General features: G+C 52.6%; 22 protein-coding genes. 10 read left to right on the plus strand and 12 right to left on the minus strand.

Annotation, left to right across the window (positions count from 1 at the left end):
• Window positions 1-46: 46 nt before the first annotated feature.
• On the minus strand, window positions 47-1,372 hold the full coding sequence (locus tag METAL_RS09990; RefSeq protein WP_005371999.1) for a HEAT repeat domain-containing protein: 1,326 nt from the start codon (window positions 1,370-1,372) through the stop codon (window positions 47-49).
• Window positions 1,373-1,695: 323 nt separating this feature from the next.
• Here METAL_RS09990 and METAL_RS09995 point away from each other — a divergent pair, with 323 nt between their 5' ends.
• Window positions 1,696-2,571: a M28 family peptidase gene (locus tag METAL_RS09995; protein ID WP_005372001.1), complete on the plus strand. Its 876-nt coding sequence runs from the start codon at window positions 1,696-1,698 to the stop codon at window positions 2,569-2,571.
• A gap of 49 nt (window positions 2,572-2,620) precedes the next feature.
• On the opposite strand, the gene METAL_RS10000 is transcribed toward METAL_RS09995, so the two are convergent.
• Complete coding sequence (locus METAL_RS10000; protein WP_213069355.1) at window positions 2,621-3,106, minus strand: hypothetical protein; 486 nt, start codon at window positions 3,104-3,106, stop codon at window positions 2,621-2,623.
• 239 nt (window positions 3,107-3,345) lie between these two features.
• On the opposite strand from METAL_RS10000, the gene METAL_RS10005 reads away from it, so the two are divergent.
• Window positions 3,346-3,627 carry a YkgJ family cysteine cluster protein gene (locus METAL_RS10005; RefSeq protein WP_213069356.1) on the plus strand — a complete coding sequence of 94 codons (282 nt, stop codon included), beginning with the start codon at window positions 3,346-3,348 and terminating at the stop codon, window positions 3,625-3,627.
• 159 nt (window positions 3,628-3,786) lie between these two features.
• Here the strand turns inward: METAL_RS10005 and METAL_RS10010 are convergent, their stop codons facing one another.
• The 3 genes from METAL_RS10010 to METAL_RS10020 all read right to left on the minus strand — a co-directional run bounded on the left by METAL_RS10010 (window position 3,787) and on the right by METAL_RS10020 (window position 8,396).
• A complete protein-coding gene (locus METAL_RS10010; RefSeq protein WP_245549339.1) occupies window positions 3,787-4,560 on the minus strand; it encodes an MlaA family lipoprotein in 774 nt (257 codons plus the stop codon).
• 638 nt (window positions 4,561-5,198) lie between these two features.
• Window positions 5,199-6,098, minus strand: coding sequence for a hypothetical protein (locus tag METAL_RS10015; protein ID WP_005372008.1), 900 nt, complete (start codon window positions 6,096-6,098; stop codon window positions 5,199-5,201).
• 351 nt (window positions 6,099-6,449) lie between these two features.
• Window positions 6,450-8,396, minus strand: a complete 1,947-nt coding sequence (locus METAL_RS10020; RefSeq protein ID WP_213069357.1) for a HEAT repeat domain-containing protein — start codon at window positions 8,394-8,396, stop codon at window positions 6,450-6,452.
• 36 nt (window positions 8,397-8,432) lie between these two features.
• Between METAL_RS10020 and METAL_RS20725 the strand changes: the two genes are divergently transcribed.
• Window positions 8,433-8,651, plus strand: a complete 219-nt coding sequence (locus METAL_RS20725) for a hypothetical protein (RefSeq protein ID WP_157203462.1) — start codon at window positions 8,433-8,435, stop codon at window positions 8,649-8,651.
• Between the two features lie 200 nt (window positions 8,652-8,851).
• Here METAL_RS20725 and METAL_RS10025 read toward each other — a convergent pair whose 3' ends face one another.
• Window positions 8,852-9,175, minus strand: a complete 324-nt coding sequence (locus tag METAL_RS10025) for a type II toxin-antitoxin system HicB family antitoxin (RefSeq protein ID WP_005372012.1) — start codon at window positions 9,173-9,175, stop codon at window positions 8,852-8,854.
• Window positions 9,176-9,295: 120 nt separating this feature from the next.
• Window positions 9,296-11,062: a DEAD/DEAH box helicase gene (locus tag METAL_RS10030; protein WP_005372013.1), complete on the minus strand. Its 1,767-nt coding sequence runs from the start codon at window positions 11,060-11,062 to the stop codon at window positions 9,296-9,298.
• Window positions 11,063-11,264: 202 nt separating this feature from the next.
• Between METAL_RS10030 and dapA the strand changes: the two genes are divergently transcribed.
• From dapA to METAL_RS10070, 7 genes are all read left to right on the plus strand, one after another.
• A complete protein-coding gene (gene dapA, locus METAL_RS10035; RefSeq protein ID WP_005372014.1) occupies window positions 11,265-12,140 on the plus strand; it encodes a 4-hydroxy-tetrahydrodipicolinate synthase in 876 nt (291 codons plus the stop codon).
• Window positions 12,141-12,146: 6 nt separating this feature from the next.
• Window positions 12,147-12,932 carry an outer membrane protein assembly factor BamC gene (bamC, locus tag METAL_RS19945; RefSeq protein WP_005372015.1) on the plus strand — a complete coding sequence of 262 codons (786 nt, stop codon included), beginning with the start codon at window positions 12,147-12,149 and terminating at the stop codon, window positions 12,930-12,932.
• Between the two features lie 195 nt (window positions 12,933-13,127).
• The gene (gene purL / locus METAL_RS10050) at window positions 13,128-17,009 is read left to right on the plus strand and encodes a phosphoribosylformylglycinamidine synthase (protein ID WP_005372016.1); all 3,882 of its coding nucleotides are present in this window, start codon (window positions 13,128-13,130) and stop codon (window positions 17,007-17,009) included.
• Between the two features lie 92 nt (window positions 17,010-17,101).
• Window positions 17,102-17,551, plus strand: a complete 450-nt coding sequence (locus tag METAL_RS19950; RefSeq protein WP_005372017.1) for a hypothetical protein — start codon at window positions 17,102-17,104, stop codon at window positions 17,549-17,551.
• 402 nt (window positions 17,552-17,953) lie between these two features.
• Window positions 17,954-18,388 carry an Hsp20/alpha crystallin family protein gene (locus METAL_RS10060; RefSeq protein ID WP_005372018.1) on the plus strand — a complete coding sequence of 145 codons (435 nt, stop codon included), beginning with the start codon at window positions 17,954-17,956 and terminating at the stop codon, window positions 18,386-18,388.
• A 633-nt stretch (window positions 18,389-19,021) separates the two neighbouring features.
• Window positions 19,022-19,303, plus strand: a complete 282-nt coding sequence (locus tag METAL_RS10065; protein WP_005372019.1) for a hypothetical protein — start codon at window positions 19,022-19,024, stop codon at window positions 19,301-19,303.
• Window positions 19,304-19,538: 235 nt separating this feature from the next.
• Complete coding sequence (locus METAL_RS10070; RefSeq protein WP_005372023.1) at window positions 19,539-19,889, plus strand: hypothetical protein; 351 nt, start codon at window positions 19,539-19,541, stop codon at window positions 19,887-19,889.
• A 680-nt stretch (window positions 19,890-20,569) separates the two neighbouring features.
• On the opposite strand, the gene METAL_RS10075 is transcribed toward METAL_RS10070, so the two are convergent.
• The 5 genes from METAL_RS10075 to METAL_RS20730 form a co-directional block, all read right to left on the minus strand.
• The gene (locus METAL_RS10075; protein ID WP_005372028.1) at window positions 20,570-21,013 is read right to left on the minus strand and encodes a DUF29 domain-containing protein; all 444 of its coding nucleotides are present in this window, start codon (window positions 21,011-21,013) and stop codon (window positions 20,570-20,572) included.
• Window positions 21,010-21,429, minus strand: coding sequence for a hypothetical protein (locus METAL_RS10080; RefSeq protein WP_005372030.1), 420 nt, complete (start codon window positions 21,427-21,429; stop codon window positions 21,010-21,012). Before METAL_RS10080 ends, METAL_RS10075 begins: the two co-directional genes overlap by 4 nt.
• 99 nt (window positions 21,430-21,528) lie before the next feature.
• The gene (locus METAL_RS10085; protein WP_005372032.1) at window positions 21,529-22,911 is read right to left on the minus strand and encodes a zonular occludens toxin family protein; all 1,383 of its coding nucleotides are present in this window, start codon (window positions 22,909-22,911) and stop codon (window positions 21,529-21,531) included.
• Complete coding sequence (locus METAL_RS10090) at window positions 22,911-23,258, minus strand: DUF2523 domain-containing protein (protein WP_005372033.1); 348 nt, start codon at window positions 23,256-23,258, stop codon at window positions 22,911-22,913. The genes METAL_RS10085 and METAL_RS10090 overlap by 1 nt, the downstream gene beginning before the upstream one ends.
• A gap of 4 nt (window positions 23,259-23,262) precedes the next feature.
• Window positions 23,263-24,492 (minus strand): hypothetical protein, encoded by a 1,230-nt coding sequence (locus METAL_RS20730; protein WP_157203463.1) that lies wholly within the window; start codon window positions 24,490-24,492, stop codon window positions 23,263-23,265.
• Window positions 24,493-24,530: the final 38 nt, after the last annotated feature.

Below are 24,530 nucleotides of genomic sequence, written 5' to 3' on the forward strand. Positions count from 1 at the left end.
GGATGGGTTGAACATGGAGACTCCTCGGGGGGATGTTAGAAAACAGTCAATGCGTTAAAAGGGCAATTTTGCGGGCCGCTAGCCCCGATATCTGCGGATCGCCTTGTCGTTCGATGGTCCGCAAAGCGGCGGCGGCTGTTTCGGTGCCGGCCCGCGTCAGCGCAAAAACGGCCCGGTAGCGTAAATTGATGCTTTCATCGCTCAATGCGGTGGCCAGTAATTGCGGCACGATTTTTTGGTCATAACTGTGTTGCACGGCGGCGCCCGTGCCGGGCTGCTGCAAAGCCATTGCCAGCATATTGGCCGCCGCGATGCGCGTGGCCGTCTTGGTTTCGGTTAAGGTGCGATCGAGTAGCGTATCGGCCGGAATATCGGTTTGGCGCATCATGGATTCGTATAAGCGGCGGCGCACGTCATCATGGGCTTCGGATTGCAATGAGTCGGCAAACTGGCGGCCCAGGTGACCCGTGTTCGGATGCGCTCCAGCCGCCCAGGCTGCCGAGGCGCGAACTTCAGGATCGGCATTGGTGGCGCTAATCTCTTGTAAAAACGGCAGAGAAGCTTTACCTGCATGGATGAGCGACTCGGTGGCATCGGTTTTGAGTTCCGCATCTAGATGAGGATTATCCATAATCTGACGGAATATCCCGGAGGTTTGCTGGAAAGGGAACTTGCCAAGACTTACCGCGATATGGCGAAAGGTTTCTTCGGACAACGACGGCGTTGAGATGGCTGTCTTCAATGTTTCCAACGCGGCGGCGCTCTGCACGTTACCCAAACGATAGGCGATATAGCGTTTTATGGCTTCATCCGTCGTTTCGTTCAGCAGCAAATCCCGTAGCATCTCCATGGACTTGGAGCCGCCATGTAAAATCAAGCCCGAAACGGCGCCTCGCGAAATCTTAAGATTGTGCTCCTGGAATAATGAGGCAAGAAGTTCAGGAATGTCTGCCCACCGGCTATGCCCCAGCATTTCGGCGACTATCGCGCGCATCGCATCCGACCCGTTTTCAAGCAGCGAAAGTAACGCCTGCCTGGCATTGGGCGTGCCCATTGCTGCCAATCGCCAGGCATCCAGTTTGCGAATATCGAGCGAGGCCGATTCATCCAGCAAGCGTGCAATGAGTTCCTGTTCGGAAAGGCCATTTTGCAACAGGCTTTGCTCTTTTTTTTGTTTGAGGTGTTCGGCGATGAAATCAATGAAAATATTATTCAGGCGGCTTGGTAGTGAAGACTCTTCATCCGAATCCAAGGGGGCGGATTCGGTTTCAATCCAGGTTGTATTTTGCAGATAAAATAGCAAGCCGGTCAGTATGGCTGACGAGAGCAGTACTATTGCAAGGCCTTTGTTACAGAAAACGATTCTGCGCATAAAAATTCTCCGTAGGGTTTACGCGCCAATTGTTGTCAAGCCTAAGGCCATGTTGTTCGGCCGGAAGCTTCGTGGTTTGTAGGGTTTCAGTTTTCTGAATATGCGAACATCTATTCGCTTTGCAGAAGCGAAAATAAAGATATAGCAATGGAGAAAATTGTAAAGCTAGAGCATGACCTGGGCTATTGGTATAACTACCTACCACTAGATTCCATTTACCCTGTTGCCTATTTCAAAGTCTCCAGTAGTCCTTTCTCAAAAAGTGAACTCATGTAAGCCCTCCCTTGCCAATAGGAATAGGTTTACGCAGAGGAGGGGTCGGGATGAACGCATCGAAGCAGCATATCGTGCAACTACGCGAAGACATCTACCGGCTTGCCAGCGATATCGGCGAGCGCAATGTTTACCGTTATCCGCAACTGATTGAAGCGGCTTCGCTGATCGACCGATGGCTGCGCGATGCCGGCTATATCCCGGCTAGGCAGGAGTATGAGGCGGAAGGTAAGCGATTTGCCAATATCGAAGCCGAGGTGCGAGGCGATGTTTCGCCGTCGGAAATCGTGATCGTAGGCGCGCATTACGATACGCATCAGGGATCGCCCGGCGCCAACGACAACGGGTCAGGAGTCGCGGCACTGATCTCGCTGGCCCGTGCGTTCGCGGCCGGGCCGGTCGCCCGTACCTTGCGTTTTGTCGCGTTTACCAACGAAGAAAAGCCGTTCCTGCGCACCGAGAAGATGGGGAGCCATCTCTACGCAGAACGTTGCCGCGAGCGCGGCGAAAATGTGGTCGCGATGGTCTGTCTGGAAAACATCGCCTGCCGCTACCTGGAACGCGGCAGCCAGCGTTTGTCGCTGTTCGGTCTCATGGCGCCGACGCGGGGTAATTTCATCGCCCTGGTCGGCAACCGCCGTTCGTATACTCTGCTTGCCGAAGCAGCCGAATCGTTTCGGCGGCATTCCGTGATTCCCTGCGAAACCTTTACGCTGCCGACCGGTTTTCCGAGGGCGTGGAGTTCCGACCACTGGTCGTTCTGGAAGCAGGGCTATCCGGCCCTGATGGTCACCGATACGGCACCGCTGCGCTATCCTTATTACCACAAACCGGGCGATAGAATAGAGCAGCTCGATTACGAGTTTCTTGTCGACGTGGTTGACGGGGTGCGAGGGGTCGTCGCCGATCTGGCGGTGAAGGCGTGAGTAAAAGGCTATTTCTCGGTTGAATTCGATCGAAACGGGTAAATCGGCTTTAGGGTTTGCTGTATTCATATTGGCCTTCTGCGTTTTTTTCCCGTTTTAAAATGCCTTCCCTCACCATCTTTGCCAATTTACCCGAAATATCGCTTTGCCTGATTTTCTTGGCGAAATTGACTTCACAATATTCGATAATCGAGCGGATCGACTGCGGTTGTTCGAAGAAAGCGCTTTCGGCCAGTTTGGTGAGTATGGACACGGGGCCTTCCCCGTTCGCTGCCCTGTCTGTCGACAACGATCTAACTTTTGATTTGATTCTTTTTCTTTTGGGGCGAGGAGGGATGTGTTCCGGTTCTTGTGCCGTGATGTCCGGCGCTTTCTTTTGCTGGGCATTGAAGACCAAATCGATAATGCGCAGCTGTACGGCTTCGGATGTAAAGGAATTGATGACTTCTGAAAGTTCTTTCAGCTGATTTTTGACTTCTTCAATATTTTCGATCATATTCTTTGCCTCGCCGAGAGCACGAAAATCTGGCACCATAAGACTTGCTAGGTAATGTAGCACTATATTTTCGTAGTATATCACCAGCTCATACTCTAGCTCTACATCTACAGTAGATGATAGATTTTGAGAAATGCGCGATAAAGAATGACGGTTTTAGCCGCGGAAGGCATTAAAATTAACTATATGAGTGCGTCTTTTTCAATCTTTGAGGTTCTTCGATGCAGTGTCGAGCTGGCTGCGGCGCGTGTTGTATCGCGCCATCCATTTCTTCCCCGATGCCGTTACATCCCTTCGGCAAGCCCGCCGGCATACACTGTCTGCATTTGGACAAAGAAAACAAATGCGCGATATTTCTGCACCCCAGCCGCCCTCGCGTATGCGCCGGCTTTCAGCCGACCGAAGATGTCTGCGGCAGCAGCAGGGAAGAGGCAATGGCGATTTTATCGGAATGGGAAAGCCTGACCGAGCCGGTGCAACCGTCTCCGGAGATGCGAAAAAAGGCTGAATTTTCGCCGGATTTCAAGACTGATGCTTCGTTGTCCGCAGTGGACGTCTAGCCTTTCAGCCCGATGCACTGGCCCGACAGCCGCCGTTCGCTATTATAACGACGGCTGTACAAAGTTAGGATCGCGGGTTTCCCGGCGATAACACAACGCCGGGCGGTAGGCTAAGTTTGCGCGTATTCCTGCGGTTGAATCGATAATATGTAGAAGAGATCAACGGTTGATGATTTTGCTTAACCGGTCGACTTTGGCCGAGTTTTGTTCGAAGGCTTCGATCATCGCGTCGTAAGCCGGGCGATTGGCAGGCGCGGCCTTATCGGCAGGCTTTACGGATACAAGGTCCTCGCCTGACGCATCGGTAGCGGATTTTTCGGTTTCGGAATTATCCGCCTTCGGATCGGCAGAACTATCGAAGGAGGCATCCAGATCCAAATGATCGAGGCCGATCTCGGTTTTTCCGTCATTCACCAGATGCCGGCGATACTGCAGGAAGGACTCGCGGGTAAACACATACGGGTCCAATGCGGCCTCGTCGATAAAGTTCAACGCGCCTTGGGCTTTGGCGCGATCGTTGATGCCTTCTATAATACCGGTAAACGGTACATAGGTGCCCGGATTGGCTGCTCTGTCCACGATACCGCCGCTACCGTCACGGATAGTTGTAGGCCCCATGACCGGAAGCACCAGATAGGGACCTTCGCCGACACCCCAGACTGCCAGTGTTTGCCCGAAGTCTTCGACGTTGGAATGTAAACCCAATTCGCTCGCTACATCGACCAGACCTGCGATGCCTATCGTCGTATTGGTCAGAAATCGGCCGGTATCCGAGGCGCCTTGAGCGAACTTTCCCTGCAGAAAGTCATTCAAGACGACATTGATGCCTTTCAGGTTATTAAAAAAATTGCTGACGCCGGTTTCCACGAAATCGGGCGTAATAAATTTATAACCGTCGGAGACCGGTTTGAAAAAATATTTATCCAATTTCATATTGAAGTTATACATCGATCGGTTGAATCCTTCAAAAGGATCCGTCTGGCTTGCCTGAGGCGAGGGGGGTGTAATGTCTACCGACGATTCCTTATCTTTCGCGGTGCTCGCACAGCCTGTCAGCATCAAGGTGCTCGCTACTAAAAAGACGGGTACTGAAAGGGCTTGGCTTATACCGGAATGGAATGGGATAAACATTTTGTGCATTTCCTAATCAAGGTCAGTGGTTTGAGAGGTATTGAAAAACGGGGATTAAAAGGCTGCCGCAATGGATTGATAGTTGTGATTCAATATTAATAATATTGTAACACTTTAGTTATTATCGGAATAAAAATCATCGGTATCCGAACGACTCGGAGTGGACAGTTCATCCTTGTCCGACCGCCTGGCCTGGTACCTGCGGCGACAAAAGCATTGGCTCTTCGCCGGCTCGAAATGCACCGGAAGGCGCACTGCCTGTTGCACGGTCAGGCTCTCAACGGCCCTGGTTCTTCGTCCCGATGCTGGAAAAACTGCCTATTTAGCCCAACGGACGCATCGACGAATTATTTACCTTTCCGCTCTCCGCAGATTAAACCAGAGTGCCAGCCGGTCTGGCTATGTGGCGAGGCTGGACGATTTCTTCTTAAAAAATTGAGCTATTTCCTATGCTTAGGCAATAACCGATACAAATTCAGCAAGGGTAAATAAGGTTCGCATTCAATTGTAATGTTGCGTTTTGCCAAACGACATTCTTTCGCAGCAGGTTGGTCCGGCAACAACGTTTTGGGGGGAAGGGGAACATTCGGTGTACACACATAGAAAGTGGGCGTATGCGCGTAACGCTGGATGCGTTTTTCTACGCCATCCTGATTGACGTACAGGTTAACTCGCCGATGAATGCTTTCCGGGAAAACTTGTACCAAATACTCGTCGTCGATAGCATAAAACCGCTCAAGCTCATAATATATGGCATCATGCTCAGCCCATGATCGCTGCAAAAGCTTATCCAATCGGGCCTGAACTTCAGCCCGATCCAGCTTTATGGTTTTACGATAACGATTCCAGAAAAAGCCGGCCGAAAGCACGGGGTAGGGAAGTGCGATAAATTTCCGGCAGGCTTGCCGGCGATTGAATCGCGGATAACCCAAGCGGGTCATGGCTCTTTTTGATAACCGATCGCGATTATCATCTTCGTCTTCGAGATCGGAGATTTCAAGCTCACCTTCCAGCAAATCCATTTTCATTAGCTGCTTATGCAGCAGATCCCGGCATTCGTTCACCTTGTTTAGCGTTAGGTACGTACTCATAGAGCAAGGTGCCAGTCCATTATATTGAAGAGTAGTTCCAGGTTCCTGCCCATCGTCGGTATAGGACCAGCTCAGTACGATGCTTTTCAGCATATTCCGGGTTGCGGCATGATCCCCATCAATTTGCTGAATCCAGGCGGAATAAGCGGCGTCATCATTCAGGCAGGCAATCAGCTCGTTATGGGACTCTCTAAATGCCGTAAAGACGGCGAGTAGCTCGGCTTTTAATTCGGATTCTTTAGATGACATTATATTACCTCAACGTTCTTTATTTTTATATTATCTGATAATAGTTTCTTTATTATAACCACAAATTTTGGGTTGGCGATACCGTACCGTCTAGGCGTTCATACGCCTAAAATCCACCAAACAAACGACGGCATTAGGTTCCTTCCGGGCGAAGAGAGTTGGCTAAAACGAGTTTTCGAGGGCTGATCCGGCTTTCGGAAGACTCTACAGCGCAAAAAATGGGAAGGAAGCTACGAGTATTTTTCAGCAACCTGTTAAGACGATAGCAATCATTGTCCTGCGGAATCGGAAATTCGGCGACATTCAATTTTCCGATTTTACATTTTCCTAAGGAGGATTTATTCGAAGTTTTCAATTAAGCTTCGAAGTGATGTTGTCCTCTTCAAAATCGGTCGAAGGTTTAAATAAGTTTACGATAATCCACCAGCTCAATTTCAAAAACATCGCTCCCGCAAAAACGAATAAAAGCCCCGTCTGGTACATTTCCCGCCACATGGTTCCTTTTCTAAGATAAGGAACCACAAGAGAAGCATCGGCGAGCCTATACAAAAGAAATGCTGAAACGATGAAAACCGTAATGCTCGCGAAAAACTTTTTACCGGTCAGAAACAATGGCAAAAACGCCAAGATAGGGCATAGCACTAATAGCAGAGTCGTCGCTTTATTGATTAGATTCGTCAATAACGGATCCTGCATTTGGGATAATTTTTCTTGCGTTTGACTGCGCACCTCGATCGCTTCATCGTGCAACAGCGGAGCGATATGGAGAAGCGCTTCTTTACCTTGTAATTCTACCAGGGCGTCCATCGCGCCTACCCGTATGGCAGGGTCTTTATCTTTCAGAAAATGGATGATTGTCGGGATAGCTTCTTGCCCCTGTAATTTCGCTACCGATTCCAACGCGGCTAAACGTACCTCGATTTCGCTATCCCGCAGGAGTGGAACAATACTGGAAACGGCTCCTGTCGCCTGTAGATCCTTTAATGTAGCGACCGCCGTATAGCGGGTATTTTTATCGCTGCTTTGCAAAAGAGGAAGCAGGTGAGGGATGACATCTTTTTCAGAAATGCCTTTGTTTTCATCGCGGAATTCTTTTAATAATCCCATTGCTCGAATTCGTACCCGATCGTCGCTGTCATGTAAAAAAGCGACGAGGTGAGGGATCAATGCTTCTCTTTGCAGTTTCGATAACGAGTTTATCGCCCGAAGACGGACATGGCCGACATTATCTTTAAGCAATGGCATGATGCTGGGTATGGCGGCTTTTCCCTGAAGATCTTCCAGCACGGATATTGCATTGCCGCGCACTTCGAAATCGCTATCCTGCAAAAGCAGAACAATACCGGGAATCGCTTCTTTTGCCTTTATTTTAGCTAACAGGGCGAGGGCGGCAAAACGTATCTTCGCATTGTTGTCGCGCAGCAGCGGCATGATCCCCCGAATCGACTCCTGAGCCCCCAATTCCTGTAATGCCCGCAATGCGCTCAAACGCACAGCGTCATCCTTATCCTGCAACAGCGGCATGACTGCAGGAAGCGCCGCTTTCCCTTGCAATAGGGTCAGTATTTCGATGGCCCGAATGCGTACATTGCTCTCATTGTCTTTCAGCAGCGCGGTAACTTCAGGAATCGCTTCTGTCCCCTGCATTTCTCTGAGGGTATTCAATGCCTCCATACGGACATTGCTGTCGCTGTCCTTCAAGAGCGCTGCAATGTCCGGAATGGCTTCTTTGGCTTCCAACTGCAATAGCGCGGCCATCGCATCGATGCGTGTCTTGCTGTCTTTTTGTTTCAACAAAGGAATAATGCTGGAAATCGCTTCCTTCGCGCGGAACTGCACCAGAACTTTTATGGCTTTATCACGCACATCACCGTTTATGTCCTGCAATAACGGAATAATGCCGGGTACTGCTTGCCTTACGTTTAATTGCCCCACTACTTCAATGGCTGCATCCCGTACATAAGCTTCGCTATCCTGTAAAAGCGGAATAATACTGGAAATCGCTTTCTTCTCGGCCAGTCGCTGCAACAGTTCCAATATCTCGTTCCTGCTGTTGCCTGATGTTTTATTATACTTTTTCTGATTTGGGGCAACAGAAGAGACAAACTGTTTTTTTTGTGGCGGCGTCAATACTTTTTTATTGGACTTGTTTTTTCTTTTGTCTTCCTTTTTTTCGGCCAGACATTGCTTTTCAGGCCCGGAAGATCGGTTAAAACACGGTAATATTTGTTTGGCTGAAACAAGAGTATTTCCAAATAAAAAACCGATGAAAAAAATAAAATAAAGTATTATTTTCATATTTCTCTAAAAACTCTATTTATTCCAGAGGAGCGAATGGGTCAACAACCCGATCGAATAAGGCTTTTTTATTATACGCCATTGCTCAATTCTGTTTTTGCCCCTGCAGCTTATGGTCCGGTCTCTTTTTCAGACCCGAGCTATTCGGCAAAAGCTCTAGCGTTGCTGCTTATTATGGTAGGGAGCGAATCCGGAAAACCGTGCGCTTCTGCATTAAAAACACGTATTAGTTTAGACGACTTTCCGGAACTGTAAGGAACTGTAACTGTGCCGACGACACCACGAATTAACTCAGAAACATTGCAGGCGAGGAAAGTGCTTGATTTTACAAGTCTGAAACCCGGCTTTCCGATCAACCTATCCCGGGTGGCCCTTGCCTCATTAACCGCGGCCGTGCGGCAGGGAACAATGTGGCCTTGAATGGGTGGCGGCCGAGGCTGCCTCGGCCGCGGCTGTCACTGGAGGCGGTTCAAATAGGCGAAATAATTGTCCTGCCGATTTTCGTTCGCTTCGATCTCCAGGATTTTCACTTTGCAATAGTGCTTGGGCGGTTCCAGCCCCAGTCTTTCCAGGCTTTGAATTTGGTGGGTAATGGTGATCTTCAGGGCTTCCAGGGCTTTTTCCTCGGTCGACCCATTAGCTATGCATCCGGGTATATCCGGGCTATATGCCGAAAAATTTTTTGTTAAACCTTTGTTAGTTGGCTGTATTATCGCTAATAGTTTCATTTTTACTCTCTCTAATTTCGAAAGCTTGCCGTTAAAAAATATCTTTTCCATAAAAATAAATTTTAGCGGTCAAGTGTATTTTTCGAGTCGGAGATTGTAAATGTTTAAAAAAAGATAGTTTGGTATACAGAATTAATAACCAAACTATCCATTTGGAAAACCAATTTTAATTTAGTCCTGTCTGGAAGCCTTGCCTTTCCTGGAGGTCGAAGAGATCCGTTTTTTGCTTTTGGCCAGTTTTTTGACTTCCTTGGATTCCGCTGCAGGTTTTCCCGATTCGTCCATTTTCGAGATATTCAACCGTTGTCCCGCCACCCGGACTTTTTTTAGCGCCTGAAACAGCTCTTTCGGCATGCCGGCAGGCAATTCCACCGTACTGTAGTCATCTTCGATATTGATCCGCGCGATATGTTCGCCGTCCAGGCCGGTTTCGTTCGCGATCGCGCCGACGATGTTGCCGGGCTTTACGCCGTGCTTGTAGCCGACTTCGATCCGGAACAGTTCCATTTCGATTCCGGTCAGCGCATCGCTGTGTTTACCCTTTTGCTCGCGCTTCGGCTTTTCTTCGGTGCGTACGGAGCCGTCCTTGTATTCTTTGCCTTTTTTCGGCGGTTGCTGCATCAACAGCGGCACGTCGCCCTGGAACAGCTTGGCGAGCGCCGAGGCGATTTCGAGCGCACTGACGTTGTGCTCCTGCTGGTACTGTTCGATCAACTGGCTGTAGAAACTCAATTCTTCAGCCGCCAGCGTGTCGGTGATCTGTTGTTTGAAGCGTGCGATACGCTTGTTGTTGATCACTTCGGTCGAGGGCAGTTCCATCTGTTCGACTTTCTGTTTGGTGGCTTTTTCGATATTGCCGAGCAGTTTGCGTTCGCGCGGCGCCACGAACAGAATCGCATCGCCGGTGCGGCCCGCGCGTCCGGTACGGCCGATCCGGTGAACGTAGGATTCGGTATCGTACGGAATGTCGTAATTGACGACATGGGTGATCCGGTCCACGTCCAAGCCGCGTGCCGCCACATCGGTCGCGATCAGAATATCCAGCTTGCCGGACTTCAGATTCGCGATCGCCCGTTCGCGCAGCGCTTGCGACATGTCGCCGTTGATCGCCGCGGCGGAAAACCCCCGCGCTTCGAGCCGTTCGGCCAGTTCGACCGTAGCGGTTTTGGTTCTGACAAAGATGATCATCCCGTCGAAGGTTTCCGCTTCGAGAATTCGGGTCAGCGCATCCAGCTTGTGCAGGCCGCTGACCACCCAATAGCGTTGGCGGATGTTTTCGGCCGAGGCGGTGGTCACCTTGATCGTGACCTGTTCGGGATCGGTCAGATATTCCTGGGCGATTTTGCGGATCGGCGGCGGCATTGTCGCCGAAAACAGCGCGGTCTGACGGTTTTCCGGCGTCTGTTCGAGGATCCATTCGACATCGTCGATGAAGCCCATGCGCAACATTTCGTCGGCCTCGTCCAACACCAGCGTGCTCAAGTTTTCCAGCTTCAGCGTGCCGCGCCGCATGTGATCCATCACCCGGCCCGGCGTGCCGACGACAACATGCGCGCCGCGGCCGAGATGGCGCAGTTGCGAGCTGTAATCCTGGCCGCCGTAGATCGGCAGCACATGAAAGCCTTTGAGGTGCGCCGCATAGCGTTGGAATGCCTCGGCGACCTGGATCGCCAGTTCGCGGGTCGGCGCCAGCACCAGAACTTGCGGGTCGCGTTGCTTCAGGTCGATCCGCGACAGAATCGGCAACGCGAACGCGGCGGTTTTTCCGGTGCCGGTTTGCGCCTGTCCGAGCACGTCCTTGCCTTGCAGCATGAAGGGAATCACTTGCGCCTGAATCGGCGACGGGGTTTCATAACCAACATCCTCCAACGCTTTCAGCACGGGGGCGATCAGTGCTAAATCCTGGAATGAAGGTGATGAAGGAACAGCTTGGGTCATGAATTTACCTGCAGAGTCGGAGAAGGGCTATATTGCCCAGAAGAAATGTGAAATGTAACCGTTCATTGTAGTACAGTTTTAGATTACGCGCAGGATTTCAATGTGGCGTGTACCGTAAAGGTAAATAATACAAGCTGAGTTTTGCCGATTTGCTTGGTATAATGGGAAATTATTTCACAAAATCCATTCCACCGAGGAGTCCATGATTCAAGGCAGTATCGTAGCGCTGGTTACACCCATGTTTGAAAACGGCGCGGTAGACAAGGAAAGTCTGAAAAAACTGGTCGAATTTCACATCGCGGAAGGCACCGACGCGCTGGTTGCGGTCGGCACCACCGGCGAATCTGCAACCCTGGATGAAGACGAACATTGCGATGTGATCGCTTCGATCATTGCATTCGCGGCTGGCCGGATCCCGGTGATCGCCGGTACCGGCGCCAATTCGACGAGCGAAGCGATTCATCTGACCCGCCGCGCCAAGGAACTCGGTGCCGATGCCTGCCTTTTGGTTACCCCTTACTACAACAAGCCGACCCAGGAAGGTTTGTTTCTGCACTTTCAGGCCGTCAACGATGCGGTCGATATTCCGCAAATTCTTTACAACGTGCCGGGCAGAACCGCCTGCGACATGCTGCCGGAAACGATCGGTCGGCTTTCCAAGCTCAAAAACATCGTCGGCGTGAAAGAAGCCACCGGCGACCTGACGCGTGTTCCGAAAATCCGTGAACTGTGCGGCGAGAATTTCGCGCTCTACACCGGCGACGATGCCACCAGCTGCGAGTTTTGTTTGATGGGCGGCAACGGCAGCATCACCGTGACCGGCAATGTCGCCCCGAAACTGGTTCACGAGATGTTGGCCGCCGCGATGGCCGGCGATGCCGAAACCGCCCGCGCAATCGACGAAAAATTGATCGGCCTGCACAAGACCTTGTTCATTCAATCCAACCCGATCCCGGTCAAATGGGCGGTCGCCGAAATGGACCTGATGCCGCGCGGAATCCGCCTGCCGCTGACTTGGCTGACACCGGACTGTTACGATGCCGTTCGCGCGGCGATGCGGCAGGCCGGAGTCAATTAAAACGCGATGAACAAGCGCAAAGGCCTACTCTTTCCGGTCATGGCGGTAGTGTTGAATTTGTCCGCATGCAGCACTATTCAAAGCATGTTTCCGGATAAGGAAAAAGATTATCAGTTTACGACCGAAATCCCGCCTCTGGTTTTGCCCGAAGAGTTGAGCCAAGGGGCTGCCGGCAAGGCGGCCGAGACGACTGTGAAACCGGAGCGTGAGCCTGTTGAAGAAACCCGGCAGGCAGCCGAAACCGGCAAGGCGGGCGAAGCGGCTGAAGAGACTGCACAACCGGAACAGGCTACAGCCGAAGAACAAGCCGGACAGGAATCACCGCAGCCCGAAGAGTCGGAGGATTCGGCCCGGCCGGAGCAAACGGCCGAACCGGCGGAAGCATCAAAGGACAGTGACAAAGATAAAGGCACTCCGGTCGAATTGGTACGTTTTTCCGACGGCGAGCGCCGGCTGAGAATCTATAGTTCATCCGATCGGGCATGGCATCTGGTCAGTAAGGCATTGAGCCGCAATGCGATCGAGGTAACGCAGCGCGACCAGGACCAGAAGCTGTTTTACGTTCAGTACGATTCCGAGAAGGAAAAGGCCGAAGACGGATCGCTTCTGGATGAGGCCATTTTTCTGTTCAAAGGATTTGAAGCGAACGAGAAACAGTATTTGCTCAAGTTGATCGCTGTCGACGGCAAGAGCGACTTGGCGATCACGAACAAGGATCTGGAGCCGGTCCCCGACGATGAGACGGCGGTTAAACTATTGCGGTTGCTGGGCGGAACGATCCAAGGCAATTAAGTAAGAGGGTAGGGTACGCTTTGCGTACCTTAGTCTGGGACAAAGCCGCTTGATAACCGTAAAAGGTACGCGATGCGTATCTTACATACTCACGAACGTCGGGAGCCGTGAAATCGGTACGCTATGGCTGAACCGGATTGTTTTCGCAGGCATACCTCGCTTCTAAGTTTTCATCTTTTTTCATTCTATCGATTCATGCTAATCATTCCCGGTCCCGTTGCACTTTCCGATTTCCGTATCACCAAACTGCTCGCCGATTTGCAGGCCGTCGAACCGGGAATTTATTCCTTGTCGGCGCGCTTCGTGCATTTCGTCGATCAAGAGGGCGATCTGCGGAACGACCAGCAAAGCATTCTGAAGCAACTGCTGGATTACGGTTCGGGTCCTGCCGATATTACCGAAGAAGGCATTCGCTTGGTGGTCGTACCGCGCCCCGGCACGATTTCGCCGTGGTCCAGCAAGGCCACCGAAATCGCGCAACGTTGCGGCCTGGGATCGGTCAACCGGATCGAACGCGGCATCGAATACAGCCTGCAAGCCGGCACGGCGCCGAGCGATTCCGTGCAGCGGCAATTGGCGGCCCAGTTGCACGATCGGATGACGCAAAGCGTGTGCTACGGCGGCCACACGCCGGATTTGTTCGGCAAGCACGAACCGCAGCCGTTGCAGCGCGTCGCGATCGTCGAGGAAGGCAAGCCGGCGTTGGTGCAGGCCAACCGGATCCTGGGCCTGGCATTGTCGGAAGACGAAATCGACTATCTGGTTTCCGCATTCGAGAGCTTGGGCAGAAACCCGACCGACGTCGAGCTGATGATGTTTGCGCAGGCGAATTCCGAGCATTGTCGGCACAAGATTTTCAATGCGCACTGGACGATCGACGGTGTACAGGAAGGAAAAACCCTGTTCGGAATGATCCGCAATACGACCCAGCAGCATCCGGACGGCATTCTGTCCGCCTACAGCGATAATGCGTCGGTTATCGAAGGTTGCAACAACCGGGTTTTCCGCCGCGATCCCGCAACCGGCCTTTACGATTACATCGAGGAAGACGCGCATATCCTGATGAAGGTCGAAACCCACAATCACCCGACCGCGATTTCGCCGCATCCGGGCGCCGCCACCGGCTCCGGCGGCGAGATCCGCGACGAAGGCGCGACCGGCCGTGGCTCTACCCCGAAAGCCGGCCTGACCGGATTCTCGGTATCGCACCTGAAAGTGCCGGGTTATGAACAGCCGTGGGAAGAAGACCACGGTAAGCCTTCGCGCATCGCCTCCGCACTCGACATTATGCTTGAAGGCCCGATCGGCGGGGCTGCGTTCAACAACGAATTCGGCCGCCCGAATTTGGCCGGCTATTTCCGCAGCTACGAACAACCGGCGCCAGGTGCGGATAAGAACAATTACCGCGGCTATCACAAGCCGATCATGATCGCGGGTGGAATGGGTTCGATCCGGCCGATGCTGGTGAACAAGCAGCCGATTCCCGCAGGATCCCTGATCATCATTCTCGGGGGGCCGGCGATGCTGATCGGTCTCGGCGGCGGCGCGGCCTCGTCGCTGGCTTCAGGCGAAAGCTCCGAAGACCTCGATTTCGCTTCCGTGCAGCGCGAAAACCCGGAAATGCAGCGCCGCTGCCAAGAAGTGATCAACCACTGTAACGCGCTCGGCGCGGATTCGCCGATTGTTTCAATCCACGATATCGGCGCAGGCGGTTTGTCGAACGCGGTACCCGAAATCATCCACGACTGCGAGCGCGGCGGACGCTTCGAGCTGCGCAAGGTGAATAACGCCGACATCGGCATGTCGCCGATGCAGATCTGGTGCAACGAGGCGCAGGAACGTTATGTCGTCGCGATTAGGCCCGAGTCGCTCGACCAATTCCAGGCGTTCTGCGAACGCGAGCACTGCTTATATGCGGTAATCGGCGCCGCGACCGAAGAAGAACAACTGCGACTCGACGACAGCCTGCTCGACGATGTGCCGGTCGATCTGCCGATGTCGGTCTTGTTCGGGAAGCCGCCCAGGATGCATCGTGACGTACAGCGGCAAAAGCCCGCGCTGCAGCCGGTCGATCTTGGCGGCATCGAGCTCGGCGAAGCGATCAGGCGCGTGCTGTCGTTTCCCGCGGTCGCGGACAAAAGTTTTCTGATCCATATCGGCGACCGTTCGGTGACCGGCCTGGTCGCGCGCGATCAGATGGTCGGCCCCTGGCAAGTGCCGGTCGCCGATGCCGCGGTGACGGCTTCGGGTTTTTATGCCGAAACCGGCGAAGCGATGGCGATGGGCGAGAGGACGCCGCTTGCGGTGATCGATGCGGCGGCTTCGGGGCGGATGGCGATCGGCGAGGCAATCACGAATATCGCCGCCGCCCGGATCGACCAGCTCGGCGACATCAAACTGTCCGCCAACTGGATGGCCGCGGCCGGCTTTCCGGGCGAGGATGCGGCACTGTTCGACACGGTCGAGGCGGTCGGGATGGAACTTTGCCCGGCGCTGGGCATTGCGATACCGGTCGGCAAGGATTCGTTGTCGATGAAAACGGTCTGGAAAGACGCGGATGGCGAAAAAACGATGACCGCGCCGCTGTCCTTGATCGTTACCGCGTTCGCGCCGGTCACCGACATCAGGAAGACGCTGACGCCGCAGCTTTGCTGCCAGGCGCACGGCAGCGTGCTGATCCTGATCGATCTCGGCCGGGGCAAAAACCGCCTCGGCGGCTCGGCGCTGGCCCAGGTTTACCGGCAGCTCGGCGACACGAGCCCGAACCTCGACGATCCGGCCCTGCTGAAAGCGTTTTTCGAAGCGATACAGAACCTGAACGGGCAAGGCAAGCTTCTGGCCTACCACGACCGCGCGGACGGAGGCCTTTTGGCCACGGTCGCGGAAATGATCTTTGCGGGCCGCTTCGGCGCGGAACTGATTCTGGACGATCACGGCGATCTGCTGTCGGCCTTGTTCAACGAAGAACTGGGGGCTGTAATCCAGGTCCGGACCGGCGAGGCGGACGATGTGTTGGACGCGTTGAAACAGGCCGGCCTCGGCGAAGTCAGCCGGATCATCGGCCGCGTTGTCGAACGCCAGCAGCTGACCATGATCCATAACGGCCGTATCGTTTATCAGGCATCGCGCGCCGAGATGCAGTCGCACTGGTCCGAGCTCAGTTACCGGATGCAGGCGTTGCGCGACAATCCGGACTGCGCGCTGCAGCAGTTCAAACGGATCCGGGACGACAACGATCCGGGCCTGAACGTCAAGCTGACTTTCGATCCGAACGACGATGTCGCCGCGCCTTTCATTTTTGCTTCCGCGAAGCCGAAAGTCGCGATTCTGCGCGAGCAGGGCGTCAACGGCCACGTCGAAATGGCTGCCGCGTTCGACCGCGCCGGCTTCGCCAGCATCGACGTGCATATGAGCGACATCATCTCGGGGCGCGTCGATTTGTCGGTGTTCAAGGGCCTTGTCGCCTGCGGCGGCTTTTCGTATGGCGACGTGCTCGGCGCCGGCGGCGGCTGGGCCAAATCGATCCTGTTCAATGCCCGTGCGCGCGAACAGTTCGAAGCGTTCTTCAACCGCCCCGATACCTTCGGCCTGGGCATCTGCAACGGCTGCCAGATGATGTCCGGACTGAAAGACATCATTCCCGGCGCGGAACTGTGGCCGCGCTTTATGCGCAACCGGTCGGAGCAGTTCGAGGCGCGGGTCGCGATGATCGAGGTGCTGCCGTCGCCGTCGATCTTTTTCAACGGCATGGCGGGTTCCCGAATGCCGGTCGCGGTCGCGCACGGCGAAGGCCGTGCCGAGTTCCCACAGGGCCATGCCAAGGCCCTTGCGGCGCAGATCGTCGCGCTGTCCTATGTCGACAACTACGGCGAATCAGCCGAAAGTTTTCCCGCCAACCCGAACGGCTCGCCGCTCGGCATCACCGGACTGACCACCCGGGACGGCCGTTTCACGATCATGATGCCGCATCCGGAACGCTGTTTCAGAACGGTGCAGAACTCCTGGCATCCCGGCGACTGGGGCGAATACGGCGCCTGGATGCGGATATTCAGAAATGCCAGGGCCGGTGTGGGTTAAAGGTTATGTTGATATGGAAGGGCTGGATTATTACGAAGTAGGGCAGCTACGATTATTGTTGGATAAAATCACTGGCTCCGGGAGACAAAAGCGTGAATCCTTCGAAAAGATGGAAATATCTCAAAATTTGGGTGCTGATCAGTTTAGCGCTGATCGTATTATTTCCGGATGTCGTTTTCGATACGACGACGAATATCCTGGGTTTTTTATTCGATCATTTTGTCGAATTCAGCCATATCTTGTTCGAGTCCGTCGAGATGGTGCTCGACCATGTGATCGAGCACTTGTTCGAGACCGATCTGCACTCGACGCAGACGATCGTATTTTATGTTCTGTTGGCGATCGGCAGTTATCTTCTCTACAGGATGGGGCGTTACTTTCTCCATCTATATCGCCGCAGCCGGCTCGCCTGGAGCGAGTTTCGAACCGAGCACCCTTTCGATGCCATGGAATACTGGCGAGAATTGACGCGGTTCGAAAAAATCAAACTGATCGTGATTCCGATGGTTATACTTTACCTATACGTGATGTTTTTCATGTAAGAAGGAGTTCTCGACAATTTTTTCCTTATACCGCTTAACGTCCGTTTTCCTGGCGTCGTTCAGCCGGTAGAACAACCGAATACCGAACAGGATCGCCACCAGCACCGCGAAAGTCAGAGGATTCGTCCTGATCGGTGCGAGCGGCACTACCGCACACGGCTCTTGCCAATGGAGCTCGGAAGGTCGGGTCGACTGAAATTCTCATAAATCGGCTCTACGGCATACGTGAGCGTTGTGAAGGAACTTGCCACGGCGGAACCGCTGACGCGTTCCGCCTTACGGATTGCCTCTTGAAATACTAACTATCAAACCTTATTGTAATAACACGAATTGTAATAACACGAAACCGGAAATCCGGTTCGTCATTCATAATCAGCTTGATTGATCAACGAGGAGGAAACAATGGCTTATCATTATCAACCGTGGAGTTTATTGAATCAACTGCAACGCGAGCTCGAACGCGCGCATGAAGGCGCTTCGGGCGAAGGATCGATCGCGACCGCCGAATGGACGCCGGCAGTCGACATTAAAGAAGATGCCGAGAAATTCGTGCTGTTTGCAGACATTCCGGGCATCAAACCCGAAGACATCGACGTTAGCATGGAACACGGCGTACTGACGATCAAAGGCGAGAAGAAAAGCGAAGCCCGCACCGAGCAGGAAGGCTATAAACGCGTCGAGCGGACCTACGGCTCGTTCTACCGCCACTTCAGCCTGCCTGATACCGCCAATGCCGAAGCGATCAGCGCAAAATCTAAAAACGGTGTGCTCGAAATCGTAATTCCCAAACGCGAACAGGTCAAGCCCAAGAAGATCAGCGTTGAAACGATCAAGTAAGAGCGGCCACCAGCCTGACAACTTCAACCGATGCTGATCGTAGCGTAGGGCAGGGCGTCGAAGAACTTCGTATCGCTGACGATGCCGACGTTTTTCACGTGATCTATTTCAGGTTGTCTATGTGCTTCACTCCTGCCTGGAAAAAAGCCGGGCTACCGCCAAGCGGGGATATCGACCTGGCCGCCAAACGTTACCAAGATCTCATGAGGGCTACCACTCGGTCGCCGGGTGCATATCACCATGGAAGCGGCTTAACCGATCGTCATCGAGACAGGTCAGGTGCTTTTCCGGCCTGAGAGTGCGCTGTTATCGAAGCGCTTGCGCAAAACCAGCCAGCCGTCCCAGCCCTCGACGCCGACGTGCTTCCGATCTCATAACAACAAAAGGTGCGCCCATCACCGGAGCGCCTTTGATGTCGAATTCCTCGACTTCGACGATTGTACAGTCGAGTACCTCGGCCGCACGTTCGGCGTTCAAACCAACCTTATGCCGGACGTGGTAAAAGTTCGATTATAGCAAATACTCCCAACTCTGCCAGCCATAATAACGACTTCGCATAATGTATATTATGTAAAATTGTATTACAAAAAACGTTATTAGCTATCCTGAGATTTTTTATCAGGATAAAAAGCCATGACCGAAACCAAAGCAAAGAAGCGCGGCCGCAAACCAAAATCCACCTTCTACCATCTTCGCTGGCATACGGTGGGCCTGAACGAAGAACGTGCGGCCGAGCTGTTGGGCGTATCGGTCGAAGAAATCCAACAATGGGACCGGGACGGCGCGCCACTGATGGCCGAGCGGCTATTGCAGCTGTGGGACCACAAGCACGTTGGACATGACAGCTGGGACGGCTGGACCTTCAGCCGTGGCGTCCTGCGGCGCGGAAAGCTCCGCGCTGGACGCCGGAAATGATCTTAGAGCACCGGGAGCGTGCCGAGGAAGTGTTTAGGCTCAGGGACGAGCTGAAAGAGCTCAGAACGTGGCGCGGGTTATGCACCGTTTTGGTGGATAAGCTTGTGGAAACGACGACGCGAGGCCGCAGCATTGCTAGACGCATGTTAAAAAGATCAAAATTTAGACTTTAAGAATTAAAAAAGACTTCTATACTGGATTCGAGGTAAAAAATATCCTGAACATAGAGGTCAGCATGTCAACATTTACACAAGTCATTTTGGGCATTTTAACCGCAGTCGTGATCCTCACCGCCGCCGGCGGCGGATTGATCTACCTGAACAGCAAAGCCGAAGAACAGAAATTTCTGTTTCTGGCCAATCTGGCCGGCAAGCTCATTCCGAAAACACGCGAACAAATCGCCTACGAAAACGGCACCCAAGCCTATAACGAAGCAGTCCATACAATGGCGGACTTCAAAAAGGCGTACCGGAAACCGGAACAGTGCTTTGATATCCAGGATCATGAAACCCGCATCTTTTGCGCGAATCACTTCATGCGTGCGCGAAAGCGATGGGAAGCGAAACAAGCAAAAAAAGCCGGGTAAGCCCCGGCTTTAACCCCGGCTTTACGAAAGAAAAAAGCCACTGAGCTTAAGGGTGTAAAAATACCGTTTTGTACCACCCGTGGTACAAAGTGCCCGTGTTACAGGTACGGGCACTCTCCGGTTCGGTCGTCATTCGCTCGCTGGCGCTCGCTCATTCCTCCCCTCACCGGAGATTCTGTTACTTGTCCAGGCTTTATAACGATCAATGAGTAACGGCTGTTACGAGCTCGGAATAAATATTACCCAGCAGGTAACAGAAATCAGTAAATGTGCGCTATCGCGCGCCCCGCCTTCGGCGTTTGAATTGGGCCTTGCAGCCCAAACCCGCCGGGGCTTGGCGGCCCCGGACCCTGCCATGCCGATTAGCACTAAGCAGGCAAGGTAGACAAAGAAAACAAAAGCTGAGCGAGTAAAAAGCATCAACCGAAAAGGGCGTTCTGCCTGCAGGCATCAAGGTGTGCACACCGCCCAGCGGCGAACGGCGGTTGATCAAGAAAGGGGGGTCAAGGGGATCAAAGACTGGGAGGATCGAAAGCCTAAGCACGGCTAGAGACCATCGGGCTTAGTCTCCCAGTTACGCGCGGGGAAAAGTGGACAACTCCGATCGGAGGCAAACTACGCGCTATCAGGCCGGGGAAAGCGCCCGGCCTGTCTCGACTCCTGTCTCGATAACGCACGGCTCAAGCATCGCCGCCCGGAAAGTACGTCTGATCGGTAATTTGGTCCATCGTCCAGGGACATTCTACGGGAAACGTCGAATCATCCAGTCCGGTTTCCCTGGCCGCTCGAACCAAAGCCAAACGATAGGCTGATTTCAAAATCATAGGCAATTGCGGTCTTAAGCCGGGATTTTCATCCACAACCTCGACAAATTGAATCCGCTGCTCTTTAATCGTTAACAACCAACTCCGACCACGGCGCACCGGCTGATATTGCCATTTAAGCAAATGCAGCAACAGCACAAACAGACGACTTTCATATTCGCGCCTTTCAGCTCGTCCCATAGTTTCAATTTCCTCGATCAGGTGTTCAACGTCAATTTCAGACAAGCGACCAGCTTTCAGTAAAGCCGCCTGTTGCTGAGTCCAGGTGTAAAAATCGGTTTCGTAGTTGGATGCTTTCATAATTTATTTACATCGGCCTGTAATTCAAGATGCTGTATTTTAGAGCGTAACAGTCGGTTTTCGTTACGGCATTTGGTCAACTGGCCCTTTAGCTGGCTCAACTGTGATTTGATTAGTGCCATTTCCCCGCGCAAGTCAGAAATAATCGTGTTGCGACGATCCACACAACCTTCCAGGCGAGTCAAATAATCACGCAGTGTATCGAGTTCGGACTGAATGGCATGCGCCCTACTCTGCCAGTCAGTATCATCAGTATCTTGATTATTCGTTACGGTAACGGTTTTTATTTTAAGTGATTGACGATAACGCTTTTGGCGTTCGGCGTTGGTCATGGCCTGACCAGTCACAGGCCGACCGCGACCACGTTTAGCGGTTTGGAAAAGATCAACAGTTTGTTTGTCGAGATGATCAATCATAAAAACCCCCTTTAGCTTGATTTAAATTTATTGTAACGCGTTACAATAAATAAGTCAATAATTATTTGTTACGTTACGATAATTATTTTACGTAACGGGTTAAGGTTTTCTATCCAGTAAAGAAGAGGCCGAGGCAACCAAAGCGTTTTGGGGCGGTGAAGAATCTGGTTCATGACGCTTGCGACAATCGCGACGAATCACCAGGTCAGACGCGTCAACGAAGGTACGGCAGCGCACATCCGCCGGAGGGTAACACGGGACAGAACGGGATACGCCGTCCGAGCGGAGCAAAAATAGCGTGCAATGACCATGGACCGCAACCTGAAAACCCAGAGCACGTAGCTCACGCATCGAAAGCGTATAAAGATCACCTTCGGCGGTTTTAGCCAGAAATTCAAGGCGATCATGGGAAGGATCGTAAGCGGATCGATATGAGAGAGACAATACCTGGAATCCTAGCTCAGCAGAAAAATCAAGGTTTTGCCGCTGATGTACATGACTATCAGCAGCGAGACCAGACGGAACAGGATCACTCCGGCCAAGCGGAGAATCTGACCGAGGAGACGGTAAAGCAGACGAAGCAGATGCCGGAGCGGAGGAAGCAGGCTGAAGACCAGGCTTTTTATGATTCTCTGCATAGGTCGCGAAATTGTAGACCAAGCTTCCCAAAGCCAGAATGAGCACAGCCGCCAATAGCTTGAGCTTCGAATCGCCCAAGATGCTTTGATCGGCTTTACTTTCGGTATGTTCGCCGGTGGCGGTGGATTGGTAGCAGCGGAAGATTCGTTCATCGGCTTTGTATTTCCTAGGTTTGCCTATAAGATTTGAGGCGAGCTTGCCCGAGTTCTCGGGATCGTGTTGAAACTCATACCACGTCTGATAGAAGCCAAACAGCTTTGCTAAGGGCTTGGGGAGCTTGCCGGACAGCGATTTATGCCGATAGGCGGTTTCGGCTACTTCACGGATCGGGGCCTTGATCTTGGCAATGTTGGTCGTCGAGATAAACACATCCCATTGGAAATGTCGCTGCATGTCGAACGCGGTAAAGACATCTTCAGGACGGCGCACGATATACCGATTGCCAGTATAGTCATCCGAAATTTCAATCTCAATGTCCTGTACCTGAAAGCCCAACGGAACAACGCGCTGATCGAGAGTTTCCATCTTAAAATCGCGACGGTCCGGGTAAATCCGTTGCCCCTCATCAATGATCACCAAAGCCCGAAGCGGCACCCAGTGAAACCAACCGGCCATAAGACGGCGGCCTTCATCGACTTCGGTATTCACAAAAAGCAAATCGGCGGAATCCGGAATTTTGATATCTTCGGATTCAAACTGATCGCGAATGCGATCGATGGAGGTCAAACCGCGAATATTGGTAATCACCACCCTGCCCGACTTCAGCGCGTCGATGACTCGACGCTGAACCAAGGTAAAAGACTTATACGAGCCAGGCGGGCCATGATGAATAGAGGTAGCCATCAGAAGCCAAAGAAACGGAAAACGAATTTCGTGAAAAAGGCGCTGACAACAATATTAATGGCCTCAGGAATCCGAAAGAACTGCAACATGGACGCGACACGACTATCCAACGCGCCAAAAAATAGCTGTAGATATTGGCTAAGCTGAAGGTCAACCATCATTTGCATCGCAACATCATAGCTGAACTGTAGAGCGGCCAGCTTGAGCTTCCAATATGCAACAGTGACCCATTTTATGAACCAGGCAGTAAATTGAGTGAGCAGGTTATAAATCCCTTCAGTAATGAAGTCCTGAACCAGATCATAAACATCAACAACCGCATTGACCACATCGACAATTACGGACATACGTTCACCCCAGCACAATATAGACAGCGAACACCAACGCGGCAAACACCATGACATTACCGATAATGGCCAACTGACCGGCATAACGATTCATGTCGATAACGACCGGAACGCCCTTGATGGTGCCAATATCGATAATAGGCAATTCCCCGCCCCCGGCAGGCAGCATATTAGCAAATAACGATGAAAACCCGGATTTGGCCGCCGCCAAAGCCGCATTGAATTCAGCTTCAGCTTCAGCGGACGCCGCAGCCGGTACGGACGGATCAAACGCGCCGTTACCAGGCGCGCCCTTTCCCTTGCCGTCCCCCTGGGACAACCCCTTAATACCCTTCTCAACCCCTTGCATAGTCTCTTCCTGAGCCAGCCCGGAGGTATCAATATCAACGTCTGAGGTCGAAGAGGCATCCGAATCAGTGGTAGTCTGGATCGAGATCGAGCCGTCCGAATTTGTTGTGACGGTAGAATTTTCCTGAGTGGTCTTATGCTCGTTCTTCTGAACTGTGCCTTGCAATCGCTTAGCACAATACATTTGACCGTTCACCGCACCGGTCGTATAGCCGTCCGGGCATTGATTGAACTCGCAAGCGCCGGTCGTATAATTGGCGACAAATCCAGTCTTACAAGTCAGAGTTGTCTTACACGAGCCATTAACATAAGTTTGCCCATCGGGACAGGTAGGATCGAGGCAAGCATGTGTGTTAGGATCAACCGTTTGACCAGGGCCGCAAACCTGGGGACAGCCTTCGGTAAATTTGGTGCCGGATTCACAACCGGCAGGCGCAGAGGCAGAGGAAAGCCAACACAAAGTAGGCGGCTGAAAAGTGCCGGTACAAATACTACCGCCGCACATTTGCGCAATTTGCTCAGACGAACAATCGGGCGGCTTATCGATACATCCATCACCACCAGGATTATGTACCTGACCATCAGAACACGCATACTCGCACTGACCGGTCAAAAAATTGGCCGTCTTACCAGCAGGACAGTCCTCGCTATAGGTATAGAAGCCATAACCACTACAACTAGTAGGGTAAGAAGGGGAGCGCAAAATTGCCCGATAATTAGTATAAGTACCGGCATTAACGGGACATCCGGGCACCTGACTCACAGGCGTGCACACAGGCCCAAGGGCACGACAACTAGCCATAGCTTCGAAAATTGTACTGGAACTAACTAAGGTAGAAAACCCCAAAAAAGCAAAAGCCAAAAAGAATTTAACCACGGCCCGCATACAGCCCCGCCGAGAATGCAGCTATGACAGAAGCCAAT

This window comes from Methylomicrobium album BG8 (genome assembly GCF_000214275.2).
Classification (GTDB): Bacteria; Pseudomonadota; Gammaproteobacteria; order Methylococcales; family Methylomonadaceae; genus Methylomicrobium; species Methylomicrobium agile.

Coding starts and splice junctions, on each gene's coding strand:
- METAL_RS10075 (WP_005372028.1), bottom strand. CDS start 21,013: ATGAAAGCATCCAACTACGAAACCGATTTTTACACCTGGACTCAGCAA.
- METAL_RS10065 (WP_005372019.1), top strand. CDS start 19,022: ATGACCGAAACCAAAGCAAAGAAGCGCGGCCGCAAACCAAAATCCACC.
- METAL_RS10025 (WP_005372012.1), bottom strand. CDS start 9,175: ATGGAAAAGATATTTTTTAACGGCAAGCTTTCGAAATTAGAGAGAGTA.
- METAL_RS10070 (WP_005372023.1), top strand. CDS start 19,539: ATGTCAACATTTACACAAGTCATTTTGGGCATTTTAACCGCAGTCGTG.
- METAL_RS10090 (WP_005372033.1), bottom strand. CDS start 23,258: ATGTCCGTAATTGTCGATGTGGTCAATGCGGTTGTTGATGTTTATGAT.
- METAL_RS20725 (WP_157203462.1), top strand. CDS start 8,433: ATGGGTCAACAACCCGATCGAATAAGGCTTTTTTATTATACGCCATTG.
- METAL_RS09995 (WP_005372001.1), top strand. CDS start 1,696: ATGAACGCATCGAAGCAGCATATCGTGCAACTACGCGAAGACATCTAC.
- purL (WP_005372016.1), top strand. CDS start 13,128: ATGCTAATCATTCCCGGTCCCGTTGCACTTTCCGATTTCCGTATCACC.
- METAL_RS10030 (WP_005372013.1), bottom strand. CDS start 11,062: ATGACCCAAGCTGTTCCTTCATCACCTTCATTCCAGGATTTAGCACTG.
- bamC (WP_005372015.1), top strand. CDS start 12,147: ATGAACAAGCGCAAAGGCCTACTCTTTCCGGTCATGGCGGTAGTGTTG.
- METAL_RS10015 (WP_005372008.1), bottom strand. CDS start 6,098: ATGTCATCTAAAGAATCCGAATTAAAAGCCGAGCTACTCGCCGTCTTT.
- METAL_RS10000 (WP_213069355.1), bottom strand. CDS start 3,106: ATGGTGCCAGATTTTCGTGCTCTCGGCGAGGCAAAGAATATGATCGAA.
- METAL_RS10020 (WP_213069357.1), bottom strand. CDS start 8,396: ATGAAAATAATACTTTATTTTATTTTTTTCATCGGTTTTTTATTTGGA.
- METAL_RS10085 (WP_005372032.1), bottom strand. CDS start 22,911: ATGGCTACCTCTATTCATCATGGCCCGCCTGGCTCGTATAAGTCTTTT.
- METAL_RS10010 (WP_245549339.1), bottom strand. CDS start 4,560: ATGAAATTGGATAAATATTTTTTCAAACCGGTCTCCGACGGTTATAAA.
- METAL_RS20730 (WP_157203463.1), bottom strand. CDS start 24,492: ATGCGGGCCGTGGTTAAATTCTTTTTGGCTTTTGCTTTTTTGGGGTTT.
- METAL_RS09990 (WP_005371999.1), bottom strand. CDS start 1,372: ATGCGCAGAATCGTTTTCTGTAACAAAGGCCTTGCAATAGTACTGCTC.
- METAL_RS10080 (WP_005372030.1), bottom strand. CDS start 21,429: ATGATTGATCATCTCGACAAACAAACTGTTGATCTTTTCCAAACCGCT.
- dapA (WP_005372014.1), top strand. CDS start 11,265: ATGATTCAAGGCAGTATCGTAGCGCTGGTTACACCCATGTTTGAAAAC.
- METAL_RS10005 (WP_213069356.1), top strand. CDS start 3,346: ATGCCGTTACATCCCTTCGGCAAGCCCGCCGGCATACACTGTCTGCAT.
- METAL_RS10060 (WP_005372018.1), top strand. CDS start 17,954: ATGGCTTATCATTATCAACCGTGGAGTTTATTGAATCAACTGCAACGC.